13 protein-coding genes are annotated in these 12,451 nt (G+C 62.3%); 9 read left to right on the forward strand and 4 right to left on the reverse strand.

Annotation, left to right across the window (positions count from 1 at the left end; translation table 11 throughout):
* Positions 1 to 26: 26 nt before the first annotated feature.
* Complete coding sequence (locus PSFL_RS05725) at positions 27 to 902, reverse strand: LysR family transcriptional regulator (protein ID WP_057960624.1); 876 nt, start codon at positions 900 to 902, stop codon at positions 27 to 29.
* A 114-nt stretch (positions 903 to 1,016) separates the two neighbouring features.
* Here PSFL_RS05725 and PSFL_RS05730 point away from each other — a divergent pair, with 114 nt between their 5' ends.
* The 3 genes from PSFL_RS05730 to catA are packed head-to-tail and all read left to right on the forward strand — an operon-like array spanning position 1,017 to position 3,420.
* Positions 1,017 to 2,144, forward strand: coding sequence for a muconate cycloisomerase family protein (locus tag PSFL_RS05730; RefSeq protein ID WP_397469796.1), 1,128 nt, complete (start codon positions 1,017 to 1,019; stop codon positions 2,142 to 2,144).
* 13 nt (positions 2,145 to 2,157) lie between these two features.
* Positions 2,158 to 2,448, forward strand: coding sequence for a muconolactone Delta-isomerase (gene catC, locus PSFL_RS05735; protein WP_029299901.1), 291 nt, complete (start codon positions 2,158 to 2,160; stop codon positions 2,446 to 2,448).
* A 42-nt stretch (positions 2,449 to 2,490) separates the two neighbouring features.
* Positions 2,491 to 3,420: a catechol 1,2-dioxygenase gene (gene catA / locus PSFL_RS05740; RefSeq protein ID WP_057439314.1), complete on the forward strand. Its 930-nt coding sequence runs from the start codon at positions 2,491 to 2,493 to the stop codon at positions 3,418 to 3,420.
* A gap of 153 nt (positions 3,421 to 3,573) precedes the next feature.
* Here catA and PSFL_RS05745 read toward each other — a convergent pair whose 3' ends face one another.
* Positions 3,574 to 4,047, reverse strand: coding sequence for an Lrp/AsnC family transcriptional regulator (locus PSFL_RS05745; protein ID WP_029299899.1), 474 nt, complete (start codon positions 4,045 to 4,047; stop codon positions 3,574 to 3,576).
* 143 nt (positions 4,048 to 4,190) lie between these two features.
* Here PSFL_RS05745 and kynU point away from each other — a divergent pair, with 143 nt between their 5' ends.
* Together kynU and PSFL_RS05755 are read left to right on the forward strand one after the other, a co-directional pair.
* Positions 4,191 to 5,441, forward strand: coding sequence for a kynureninase (gene kynU, locus PSFL_RS05750; protein WP_397469797.1), 1,251 nt, complete (start codon positions 4,191 to 4,193; stop codon positions 5,439 to 5,441).
* A gap of 178 nt (positions 5,442 to 5,619) precedes the next feature.
* On the forward strand, positions 5,620 to 7,026 hold the full coding sequence (locus PSFL_RS05755) for an amino acid permease (protein ID WP_057439312.1): 1,407 nt from the start codon (positions 5,620 to 5,622) through the stop codon (positions 7,024 to 7,026).
* Here the strand turns inward: PSFL_RS05755 and PSFL_RS05760 are convergent.
* The gene (locus PSFL_RS05760; protein ID WP_057960621.1) at positions 6,972 to 7,868 is read right to left on the reverse strand and encodes a LysR substrate-binding domain-containing protein; all 897 of its coding nucleotides are present in this window, start codon (positions 7,866 to 7,868) and stop codon (positions 6,972 to 6,974) included. The genes PSFL_RS05755 and PSFL_RS05760 overlap by 55 nt on opposite strands.
* Positions 7,869 to 8,059: 191 nt before the next feature.
* Between PSFL_RS05760 and PSFL_RS05765 the strand changes: the two genes are divergently transcribed.
* The 4 genes from PSFL_RS05765 to PSFL_RS05780 all read left to right on the forward strand — a co-directional run bounded on the left by PSFL_RS05765 (position 8,060) and on the right by PSFL_RS05780 (position 11,998).
* Positions 8,060 to 8,824, forward strand: a complete 765-nt coding sequence (locus tag PSFL_RS05765) for a sulfite exporter TauE/SafE family protein (RefSeq protein WP_397469798.1) — start codon at positions 8,060 to 8,062, stop codon at positions 8,822 to 8,824.
* Positions 8,825 to 8,947: 123 nt separating this feature from the next.
* Complete coding sequence (locus PSFL_RS05770; RefSeq protein WP_115127335.1) at positions 8,948 to 9,538, forward strand: NAD(P)H-dependent oxidoreductase; 591 nt, start codon at positions 8,948 to 8,950, stop codon at positions 9,536 to 9,538.
* Positions 9,539 to 9,579: 41 nt separating this feature from the next.
* A complete protein-coding gene (locus PSFL_RS05775; RefSeq protein ID WP_169960991.1) occupies positions 9,580 to 10,476 on the forward strand; it encodes a LysR family transcriptional regulator in 897 nt (298 codons plus the stop codon).
* 76 nt (positions 10,477 to 10,552) lie between these two features.
* Positions 10,553 to 11,998 (forward strand): SulP family inorganic anion transporter, encoded by a 1,446-nt coding sequence (locus tag PSFL_RS05780; protein ID WP_057960617.1) that lies wholly within the window; start codon positions 10,553 to 10,555, stop codon positions 11,996 to 11,998.
* 23 nt (positions 11,999 to 12,021) lie between these two features.
* On the opposite strand, the gene PSFL_RS05785 is transcribed toward PSFL_RS05780, so the two are convergent.
* Positions 12,022 to 12,405, reverse strand: coding sequence for a lysozyme inhibitor LprI family protein (locus PSFL_RS05785; protein ID WP_273865170.1), 384 nt, complete (start codon positions 12,403 to 12,405; stop codon positions 12,022 to 12,024).
* Positions 12,406 to 12,451: the final 46 nt, after the last annotated feature.

Here is a 12,451-nt window from a genome sequence, read left to right on the forward strand (position 1 = left end):
AGGGTATTGGAGGTGACTGGGAGATTTCAGATCAGTTCTTCTACCAGTTGCAGGCAATGACCCAGCCCCGGCGACTGATCATTGATCCGCCGGCTGAGAATGATCGGCGAGGTCGCCGTAACCTCGACAATCGGCGTATAGCCGATATCCGCCCGATGCAGTATCTGCACCGACGCCGGCACCAGCGTCACCCCCATGCCGGCCCCGACCAGGCCGATGGCGGTCTGCAACTCATTGGTCCATTGCGCGACCTTGATCGCCAGGCCATGGGTGTCGAACAGTGCGATCACATGGTCGGCATAGCTGGGGCGCGGGTTGCCGGGGTACAGCACCAGCGGTTCGGCGGCCAACTGCGCAAGGGTCACCGGTGCGCCCAGCAGCGGGTGCCCGGCCGGCAACACCGCCACCAGCCGATCTTCGACCAACACCCGCTGGACAATGGCCGGGTCATCAATGCGAATCCGCCCGAAGCCCACATCAATGCGCCCGGCCTTGAGCGCTTCGACCTGTTGCAGGGTGGTCATCTCCGACAGCCCCAGCTCCAGCTCCAGCGCGTCATGGCTGCGCAGGCGGCGGATCAGTTCCGGCAGCACGCCATACAGGGTCGAGGGGGCAAAGCCGATGCCCAGCCAGGTCTTCTGCCCCAGGCCGATGCGCCGGGTGTTGTCGCAGGTCTTGGCCAACTGCTCCAGCAGCACATTGGCGTGTTCATAGAAGTACCGCCCGGCCTCGGTCAGCCGCAACGGCCGGCCCCGCTCCAGCAGCACCACGCCCAACTCATCTTCCAATTGCTGGATCTGCCGGCTCAACGGCGGCTGCGCGATGTGCAGGCGTTCGGCGGCGCGGGTGAAGTTCAGGGTTTCCCCCAGCACCTGGAAATAACGCAGGTGGCGCAGTTCCATACGGATTCCTCTCATACCTTGAGGGTATTGTTCAAGACCAATTCTATATTGGAAGCCAGCAACAATGGGCGACAGAATCGGGCAAGACCTATAAAGAACCCAACGGGTATTGCCATGCCGATTTGCGCCATCGAGTCGATCGAGACCATCATCGTCGATCTCCCCACCATCCGCCCGCACAAGCTGGCGATGCACACCATGCAAAACCAGACCCTGGTGATCATCCGCGTGCGGTGCGCCGACGGTATCGAAGGGATCGGCGAGTCCACCACCATCGGTGGCCTGAGCTACGGCAACGAAAGCCCCGACAGCATCAAGATCAATATCGACCAACACTTTGCGCCACTGTTGATTGGCCAGGATGCCAGCAACATCAACGCCGCCATGTTGCGCCTGGAACGCAGCATCCGTGGCAACACCTTTGCCAAGTCCGGCATCGAAAGCGCCTTGCTCGATGCCCTCGGCAAGCGCCTGAACCTGCCGGTCAGCGAGCTGCTCGGCGGCCGAGTGCGCGATACCCTGCCGGTGGCCTGGACGTTGGCCAGCGGCAATACGCAAAAGGACATCGACGAAGCCGAGAAGATGCTCGACCTGCGCCGCCACCGCATCTTCAAGTTGAAGATCGGCGCCGGTGAAGTCAGCCAGGACCTGGCCCATGTGATTGCGATCAAAAAAGCCCTGGGCGAGCGCGCCAGCGTGCGCGTCGACGTCAACCAGGCCTGGGACGAAGCCGTGGCCCTGCGCGCTTGCAAGGTGCTGGGCGATAACGCTATCGACCTGATTGAACAGCCGATCTCGCGCAATAACCGTGGCGGCATGGCCCGGCTCAACCTCTCGAGCCCGGCGCCGATCATGGCCGACGAGTCCATCGAGTGTGTCGAAGATGCCTTCAACCTGGCCCGCGAAGGCGCGGCCTCGGTGTTCGCCTTGAAGATCGCGAAAAACGGCGGCCCGCGCGCCGTACTGCGCACGGCGGCGATTGCCGAGGCGGCGGGTATTGGCCTGTATGGCGGCACCATGCTTGAAGGCGGTATCGGCACCCTGGCCTCGGCCCACGCGTTTCTCACCCTCAATAAACTGGCGTGGGACACCGAGCTGTTCGGGCCGCTGCTGCTCACCGAAGACATTCTTACCGAGCCGCTGCTGTATCGCGATTTCCACCTGCATGTCTCGACCGCCCCGGGCCTGGGCCTGGCCATTGATGAGGAGCGCCTGGCGTTCTTCCGTCGCGACAAACATTAAGAGGACGCCTGCGATGTTGTTCCACGTAAAGATGACCGTAAACCTGCCTGTCGATATGAACCCCGAGCGCGCAGCGGCCCTCAAGGCCGACGAAAAAGCCCTGGCCCAACGCCTGCAGGCGCAAGGTAAGTGGCGCCACCTGTGGCGCATCGCCGGGCTGTACGCCAACTACAGCGTGTTCGATGTCGACAGCGTGCAGGAACTGCATGACCTGCTGATGCAACTGCCGCTCTATCCCTACATGGCCATTGAAGTGAATGCCCTGTGCCGGCATCCGTCGTCGATCCATGAGGATGATCGCTGAGCCTGTCTAGCCCCCTAATAATTACAAGATGAGGATTGCACCATGTCCATTCGACTGTCCCAGACTGCCCACGCCCAGCGCTTCCTCGAAGAAGCCAGCGGCAACCTCAATGATGCCGGCAACCCCCGGGCCAAGGCGCTGATCTACCGGATCCTGCGCGATACGGTGAATATTATCGAAGACCTGGAAGTGACCCCGGAAGAGTTCTGGAAGGCGGTCAACTACCTCAACGAACTGGGCAAAAACCAGGAAGCCGGGCTGCTGGCCGCAGGCCTGGGCCTGGAGCATTACCTGGACCTGTTGATGGACGCCGCCGACGAGGAAGCCGGCAAGTCCGGCGGCACCCCGCGCACCATCGAAGGGCCGCTGTACGTGGCGGGTGCGCCGCTGTCCAAATACGAAGCACGCCTGGACGATGGCCTGGATGCGGCCGTGCCGCTGTTTATGCGCGGGCAAGTGCGCGACATCAACGGCAAGCCGCTGGCGGGGGCGATTGTGGATGTGTGGCAGGCCAATACCGGCGGCACTTACTCCTGGTTCGACCCATCGCAATCGGAGTTCAACCTGCGTCGCCGGATCGAGACCGACGCCCAGGGCAATTATCGTTTCCGTAGCATCGTGCCGTCTGGCTACGGCTGCCCACCGACCGGCCCGACCCAGCAGTTGCTCGATCAACTGGGGCGTCACGGCCAGCGGCCGGCGCATATCCACTTCTTTATCTCGGCGCCGGGGCATCGGCACCTGACCACGCAGATCAACCTGTCGGATGATCCGTACCTGCATGATGACTTTGCCTACGCCACTCGGGATGAGCTGATTGCCGAAATTCGCTTCAGCGAAGACCCGCAACTGGCGCGGGAGTTTGGCGTGGAGGGCAAGTTTGCGCAGATCGACTTTGACTTCGAGTTGCAGCCAGCGGTGGCACCGGTCGAGCAAAAACGCATGCAACGCGTGCGCGCCCTCGAAGACTGAACGCAGTAAACAATGTGGGCGCGGGCTTTTGTGGGAGCTGGCTTGCCTGCGATGGTATCGCCTCGGTATTGCAGATAAACCGAGGTGTCTGTATCGCGGGCAAGCCCGGCTCCCACAAAAGCCAGCGCCCACAGGTGTTCAGCAGTGCTTTGCCTATTTGCGTACGACCAGGTCCAGCACCTCATCTCGGTCCTTGATCTTCTGCAACACGATCTCCGAACGGATATCCATCACCCCCGCCGTGCGGTTGAGGTGGTTCACGATAAAGTCGGAAAAGTGCTTGAGGTTGCGCGCCTGCACCCGCAGCACGTAGTTGCTGGCGCCGGTGATCACATAGGCACTGGCCACTTCCGGCCAGCCCTGGACCTTCTTGATAAAGGTCTCGTGCCAGTCCTCCATATCCTGGCGCAACGACAGGTGGACGATGGCTTCCAGCTCGATCCCCAATTGCTCGGCATTGAGCACCGCGCGATACCCGCTGATCACCCCCTCACTCTCCAGCAGGCGTAAGCGGCGCAGGCAGGCGGACGGCGACAGGGCGACTTTCTCCGCCAGTTCCTGGTTGCTGATACGGCCATCCTGTTGCAGGAAATGCAGGAGGCGCAGGTCGGTGGCGTCGAGAATCATGCTTAGAATTAATCCGCGTATTTAGAGGTTAAATTCGAATTTCCTACAGCTTATTAAGCCAGTTGTAGCGCACTTTGCACGAAAATTCTGCAAATCTTCGTTCATTATTTGGTCCATCGTCATCTATAAAAACAGGACTTTCCATGACCAGCCGAACTCATTGCCAGACCCTCGACGCCCAAGACCCGCTGGCGCCCCTGCGCGATCAATTCGCCCTGCCGGAAGGGGTGATCTACCTCGATGGCAACTCCCTCGGCGCACGTCCGGTGGCGGCACTGGAACGGGCACAAGCGGTGATTGCCGAGGAGTGGGGCAATGGGTTGATCCGCAGCTGGAACAGCGCCGGCTGGGCCGACCTGTCCCAGCGCCTGGGCAACTGCCTGGCGCCGCTGATCGGTGCGGGCGAGGCTGAAGTGGTGATTACCGATACCACCTCGATCAACCTGTTCAAGGTGCTCAGCGCCGCCTTGAGCGTGCAACGCCAGCGCCAGCCGCAGCGCAAGGTGATTGTCAGCGAAGCAAGCAACTTCCCCACCGACCTGTACATCGCCGAAGGCCTGGCGGCGCTGCTGCAACAGGGCTACAGCCTGCGCCTGGTGAACAGCCCCGACGAACTGCCGGCGGCCATCGACCAGGACACCGCCGTGGTGATGATCACCCACGTCAACTACAAGACCGGCTACATGCACGACATGCAAGCGCTGACCGCCCTGAGCCATGAATGCGGCGCGCTGGCGATCTGGGACCTGGCGCACTCGGCGGGCGCGGTGCCGATTGACCTGCACCAGGCCGGCGCCGACTACGCCATTGGCTGCACCTATAAATACCTCAACGGCGGCCCGGGTTCCCAGGCGTTTGTCTGGGTCAACCCGGCGCTGGTGGAGTTGGTGACGCAGCCGTTGTCGGGCTGGTTCGGCCATAGCCGCCAGTTCGCCATGGAGTCCAACTACGTGGCCGGCAAGGGCATCACCCGCTACCTGTGCGGCACCCAGCCGATCACCTCGCTGGCGATGGTCGAGTGCGGGCTGGATATCTTCGCCCAGACCGACATGGCCAGCCTGCGCCGCAAATCCCTGGCGCTCACCGACCTGTTTATCGAGCTGGTACAAAGCCGCTGCGCCGCCCATGACCTGACGTTGATCACCCCGCTCGAGCATGCCAAGCGCGGCAGTCATGTGAGCTTTGAACACCCCGAAGGCTACGCCATCGTCCAGGCCCTGATCGCCCGTGGCGTGATTGGTGATTACCGTGAGCCGAAGATCATGCGCTTTGGCTTCACCCCGCTGTACACCAGCTTCACCGAGGTGTGGGATGCAGTAGAAATCCTTGGCGAAATCCTCGATGACAAAACCTGGGACCAGCCACAATTCAAGGTGCGCCACAGTGTCACCTGAGTAAACACCGAACCCAATGTGGGAGCGGGCTTGCTCGCGATAGCGGTGGGGCAGTCAAAGAATCTGGTGACTGACCCACCGCTATCGCGAGCAAGCCCGCTCCCACAGGGGGACAGTGTTCCCATCGAGATGGATATCGGCCAAAAAAGTGCAATCACAATAATAAAGGGGCACGCACGTGACCACGCCAGACAACGGCTTTGCAGCAATCACCAACCGCGAACTGGGCCTGCGGCGCCAGCTCACTTCCGGGCAGATGAGCATGATCGCCATCGGTGGCGCCATTGGCACCGGGCTGTTTATGGGCAGCGCCTATGCCATCGGCTATGCCGGGCCCAGCGTGCTGGTCAGCTACGCCATCGGCGCGTTGATCACCCTGCTGTTGATGGGCTGCCTGGCGGAAATGACGGTGGCCCATTCCACCTCCGGCTCCTTTGGCGCCTACGCCGAGTTCTATATCAGCCCCCTGGCCGGGTTCCTGGTGCGCTATGCCTACTGGGCGGCGATTGTGCTGGCGGTGGGCGCCGAGGTCACGGCGGTGGCGATGTACATGAAGTACTGGTTCGCCAACGTGCCGGAGTGGGTGTGGATCGTCTCGTTCTCCAGCGTGCTGATCGTGCTTAACGCCATCAGCGTCAAGACCTTCGGCAACTTCGAATACTGGTTTTCGACGATCAAGATCAGCGCGATTGTCGGCTTTATCATCCTTGCGGTGTATGTGGTGTTCGGCTCTGGCAACCCGGATTACGGTGTGCAGAACTACACGGCCCACGGCGGGTTTTTCCCCAATGGCCTGAGTGGCATGTGGATCGCGGTGATTGTGTCGATCTTCAGCTACCTGAGCGTGGAGATGATCGCGGTGGCGGCGGGTGAAGCGGCCGACCCGGAGCAGGCGGTGAAAAAAGCCTTCCGCGCGACGATTGTGCGGCTGGTGGTGTTCTACCTGCTGACCCTGGCGCTGATGCTGGCCATCGTGCCGTGGAACCAGTCCGGGCAGAGCCAGAGCCCGTTTGTCACGGTGATGCAGACCATCGGCATTCCCGGCGCCACCGGGGTGATGAACTTCGTGATCCTGATTGCCGCGCTGTCGGCCATGAACAGCCAGCTCTACATCACCACGCGCATGATGTTCAGCCTGTCCCGCGCCGGCTTTGCGCCAAAATCCATGGGTGCCCTGAGCAAGAGCGGGATCCCGCTCAATGCCCTGCTGCTGTCCAGTTCGGGCATCGCCCTGGCGACCCTGCTCAACGTGGTGTACCCGGAAAGCTCCTTCACCTTGATGATGGCCATCTCGATGTTTGGCGCGATCTTCACCTGGTTCATGATCTTCCTCACGCACCTGTTCTTCCGCCGCTACCGCAAGCGCCACGGCGGGCCGAAGTTGTCCTTCCAACTGCGGCTGTTTCCCTACAGCACGCTGCTGGGGCTGGTGCTGATGGGCGCGGTGATGATCACCACGTACTTCACCGAGGCGTTCAAGATGACCCTGGTGTTTGGCGTGCCGTTCCTGCTGATTCTCTCGGTGGTGTATTACGTGTTTTTCCGCAAAGGCACGGACAAGGCATCGAGCAAGGCCTTGGCGTAAGCCGGCAATTGCTCGAACGAACGCGCGCACAACAGCAGTCTGCGACAGGCCCAGTCTTCCGTCAGCGGCTGGGCCTGGAATGGCTGCGCGTGGGGCCAGCGTTGTAACGCGGCCAGCGGCACGATTCCCAGGCCCGCGCCACGGGCGACCATGCGCATCACCCCATCAAAGCCATCGGCCCGCACCCGGGTCTGCAAGCGAAAACCCGCGTGCAGCGCCTGTTCCTCCAGGTACACCGCCAACGCGCTGTCGGCGGCCAGGCCTACATAGTCGTAGGGCAGGCTGTCGATAAAACTCACTGCGCCGGCCGTCAGTGGGTGGCCTGTCGGTAGGATCAGCACCAACGGGTCGTCGCGAAACGGCCGGGTCTGCAAGCCGTGGCTGTCCACTGCATCGGAAATAATCCCCAGGTCCGCCGCGCCCTGGCGCAAGGCGTGGGTGATGCGCAGGCTGGGCAGTTCCTGCAGGTCGATATCGAGGTTGGGGTGGGTGCAGAGAAAATCCGCCAGCAGCTCCGGCAGGTATTCGCTAAGGGCGGTGGTGTTGCACAGCAGGCGCACCTGGCCTTTGACGCCGTTGGCGTACTCCGCCAGCTCCTGTTGCAGGCGTTCGGCCTGTTGCAACAGCAGGCGTGCGTGGCGGGCCAGGGCGTTGCCGGCGGCCGTCGGGGTCACGCCTCGGCGGCCGCGCTGCAGGAACTCGACGCCCAGTGAAGCCTCCATTGCGCGAATGCGCGCACTGGCGGCGGCCAGGGATAGGTGGCTGCGGGCGGCGCCGGCGGTGATGTTGCCGGTGTCGAGGATGTGCAGGTAGAGGCGCAGGTCGATCAGGTCAAAGTGCATGGCTGGGGTTCTCGGGTGCCTGGACGGGCCTTATCGCAGGCAAGCCAGTTCCCACATTTGGAAGGGTGAACACATTCAGAATGTGGGAGCTGGCTTGCCTGCGATAGCGGTCTCAGCCTCACGCAAAACAAGAGGCAGCCTCAGTATATGGCGAATTTCCAACCCCACGCCAAACCCGCAAACTCCCCCCCATGACAACCTTCCTCGCGTTCTACCAAGACCTCGGCCCAGCCCTGACCCTGCTGGTGATCGGCACCTTCCTGCTGGCCGGCACCGTCAAGGGCGTGATTGGCCTGGGCCTGCCCACCGTCGCCATGGGCCTGCTCGGTCTGGCTATGTTGCCGGCGCAGGCTGCGGCCCTGCTGATCATTCCTTCGACCATCACCAACCTCTGGCAACTGAGCTTCGGTGGGCATTTGGGCGCACTGAGCAAACGCCTGTGGCCCATGCTGTTGCTGATTTTTCTGGGGACCGGGCTCGGTTCGCTGTGGCTGGGCATGGACGGCGGTCCCTGGGTGGTGCGGGCCTTGGGCGGGGCGTTGCTGGTGTATGCGCTGTGCGGACTGTTGCTGCCGACGTTGCGCGTGCCCGTCGGCAGCGAGCGCTGGCTGGGCCCGCTGTGTGGTCTGCTGACGGGGATCGTCACTTCGGCCACCGGCGTCTTCGTGATCCCGGCCGTACCCTACTTGCAAGCACTGGGCTTGCACCGTGACCAACTGGTGCAGGCGCTGGGCCTGTCCTTCAGCGTGTCTACCCTGGCCCTGGCCGCCGGGTTGTTCTGGCACGGCAACCTCGGGGCCGGCGAACTGAATGCCTCGCTGCTGGCGTTGGTGCCGGCGCTGCTGGGCATGTGGCTGGGGCAAAAGCTGCGCCAGTGCATCAGTGCTGTGCTGTTCAAGCGCGTGTTTTTTATGGGCATGGCGGCCCTGGGCGGGCACCTGCTGATGGGTGGTTGACGCAATAATCAGATGGTTACTCGTGCCTGAAGGTCAAAAGTGTTTTGCCGGTCCGTGGCTTACTCACCCGAGGGGTTGCCCGTAGCCTGCGCTCATCCATTTTCAACCTTCAGGTACAACCCCATGAAAAAAGTTCTGTTGCTCAACGGCGGCAAGAAATTCGCCCACTCCGATGGCCGCTACAACAACACCCTGCATGATGCGGCGCTGGCCGTGCTGGACCGGGGTGGGCTTGACGTGAAAGTCACCCATATCGACGCCGGCTACGACGTGGCCGAAGAAGTCGCCAAGTTCCTCTGGGCCGATGTGATCATCTACCAGATGCCCGGCTGGTGGATGGGCGCCCCATGGATCGTCAAGAAGTACATCGACGAAGTCTTCACCGAAGGCCACGGCAGCCTGTACGCCAGCGATGGCCGCACCCGTTCCGACGCGTCGCAGAAGTACGGCAGCGGCGGCCTGATCCAGGGCAAGCAGTACATGTTGTCGCTGACCTGGAATGCACCACAGGCAGCATTCGATGACCCGAGCGACTTCTTCGAAGCCAAGGGCGTGGATGCGGTGTACTTCCCGTTCCACAAGGCCAACCAGTTCCTCGGTATGAGTGGCCTGCCGACGTTCCTGTGTGTGGACGTGATGAAGCGCCCCTCCATCGAGGCTGATGTGCTGCGCTACGAGCAGCATCTGGCCCAGGTGTTTAACCTGACGCTGTAATACGGCTAGTATCCACGCAGCCGTATTCACGAGGATTCACGTTGAAAGCCCGATCCGATGAGCTACAGATCTTCGTCTGCGTGATTGAATGCGGTTCGATTTCCGCTGCCGCCGAACAAGTCGGGCAGACGCCTTCGGCGGTCAGCCGCACTTTGTCGCGGCTCGAAGCCAAGCTCGACACCACCCTGATCAACCGCACCACGCGGCGCATGGACCTGACCGAAGAGGGCAAGTACTTTTTCGAGCAGGCCAAGCTGATCCTGGAGCAGATGGACGAGCTGGAAGAGCGCCTGTCGTCACGGCAGAAAACCCCGTCCGGGCGCTTGCGGATCAACGCCGCCTCGCCGTTCATGCTGCATGCCATCGTGCCGTACGTCGCCGAGTTCCGCCGTCTGTACCCGGATATCCAGCTGGAGCTCAACAGCAACGACCTGATCATCGACCTGCTGGAACAGAGCACCGACATTGCTATCCGCATCGGTGCCCTGGCGGATTCGACCCTGCATGCCCGCTCCCTGGGCTGCAGCCCGCTGCATATCCTCGCCAGCCCGGCGTACCTTGAGCAGCACGGCACGCCAACCACAGTGGCGGACCTGGCCAATCACACCTTGCTTGGCTTTACCCAGACCGAAACCCTCAACCACTGGCCGCTGCGCCATGTGCAGGGCGACCGCTGGCAGATCGAGCCGGGCATTGCTGCGTCCAGCGGGGAAACCCTGCGCCAACTGGCGTTGGAGGGGCAGGGGATTGCCTGCCTGTCGCACTTCATGACCATCGAAGACATCAACGCCGGCCGCCTGCAGTCGATCCTGACACCGTTCAACAGTGGCTATCGCCAACCGATCAACGCGGTGTACTACCGCAACTCGCAACTGGCCCTGCGTATCCAGTGCTTTTTGGACTTTATCCAGGAAAAGCTCGCGCGCTACGCCTGTTGACCGGCTCCTACTGGTCCGGTGTGGTGGTTTTCCGTACCATCGCCCCCTCATTTCCCGCAACGCCCCCGGTAAACCCATGAAGCTCTCTCGTCTGCGCGCCGACGCCCTGGCCGGACTCACCACGTCTTTTGCCTTGTTGCCCGAATGCATCGCCTTTGCCCTGGTGGCCCACCTCAACCCGCTGATGGGCCTGTATGGCGCTTTTATCATCTGCACCCTGACCGCGTTGTTCGGCGGCCGGCCGGGGATGGTCTCGGGGGCGGCGGGGTCGATGGCGGTGGTGATCGTCGCGCTGGTGGTGCAACACGGCGTGGAGTACCTGCTGGCGACGGTGTTGCTCGGCGGTCTGATCATGATTGCCTTCGGCCTGCTGCGCCTGGGCAAGTTGGTGCGCATGGTGCCGCACCCGGTGATGCTCGGTTTCGTCAACGGCCTGGCGATCATCATCGCCCTGGCGCAACTGGAGCATTTCAAGAGCGGTGAGACCTGGCTCAGCGGCACGCCGTTGTATGTGATGACGGGGTTGGTGGTGGCGACCATGGCCATCGTCTACCTGCTGCCCCGCCTGACCCGCGCGGTGCCGCCGGCGCTGGTGGCGATCCTTGGTGTGGGGCTGGCGGTGTACCTGCTGGGCTTGCCCACCCGCACGCTGGGCGATATGGCCCATATCGCCGGCGGCCTGCCGACTTTTGCCCTGCCGCAGATCCCCTGGACCCTGGAAACCCTGGGCATCATCGCGCCTTACGCTTTCCTGATGGCCATGGTCGGGCTGCTGGAAACCCTGTTGACCCTCAACCTCACCGACGAAATCACCGAGACCCGTGGTTACCCCGACCGCGAAAGCGTGGCCCTGGGTGCGGCGAATATGGTCAGTGGGGTGTTTGGCGGCATGGGTGGCTGCGCGATGATCGGGCAGACGGTGATCAACCTCAGCTCGGGCGGACGCGGGCGTTTCTCCGGGGTGTTTGCCGGGGTGATGATCCTGCTGTTTATTTTGTTCCTGTCGCCGCTGATCGAGCGCATTCCCCTGGCGGCGCTGGTGGGGGTGATGTTTGTGGTATCCCAGCAGACCTTTGCCTGGGCGTCGCTGCGGGTGATCAACAAAGTGCCGCTCAATGACGTGTTGGTGATCATCGCGGTGACGGTGATCACGGTGTTCACCGACCTGGCCACGGCGGTGCTGTGCGGGATTGTGATTGCCGCGCTCAACTTTGCCTGGCAGCAGGCGCGGGAGTTGTACGCCGATGAACATCTGGAGGCCGATGGCAGCAAGCTCTACCGGCTGCACGGCACCCTGTTCTTTGCCTCGACCACACCCTTTCTGAACCAGTTCGACCCGGCCAACGATCCGGCCCAGGTAACGCTGGATTGCCGTCACCTGAGTTTTGTCGACTACTCAGCGATTGCCGCGTTGATGACCCTGCGCGAACGCTACAGCAAGGCCGGCAAGCACCTGCGGGTGCTGCATTTGTCGGAGCGCTGCAAGAAGCTGCTCAAGCGCGCGCGGGTGCAGCACGACTGATCCTGCAGGTGTAGGCGAGGGGGTTATGGGCCGACGAGGTTTTCCAGTTCCTCGGCGCGGGTCTGGGTCATGTCCAGCACACAACCCGAGCCGTTGACCTGGTCAATACTGCCGCCGGTCGCGGAGCCGGCGAAGGCGCAATTGGCATCCCGGTATTTGATCCACAGGCGCTGTACATCTTGCAGTTGCTGCCTGCGTGGGCCTTGCTGGGCCTGCAGTGCGGTTTGGTAGGCGCTGTTCAGGCGCTTGTCCTGCACCTTGGTTTCCTGGGCGTTGCAGCCGACCATCGCGGCCGTGGTGTTGGCGGCGTCCAGGCACTTTTGCAAGGCCGGGCTGCTGTCGGCGGCCGTAGCGGTGCCGGACAAGGCCAGCAGTAACGCGCTGAGGGCAAGGGTTCTACGGTTCATGACGGGCTTCCTGAAGATGATTCGGTGTGCAATCTGAGACCGGACA

The organism is Pseudomonas sp. DD1 (genome assembly GCF_044510355.1).
Taxonomy (GTDB): domain Bacteria; phylum Pseudomonadota; class Gammaproteobacteria; order Pseudomonadales; family Pseudomonadaceae; genus Aquipseudomonas; species Aquipseudomonas shahriarae.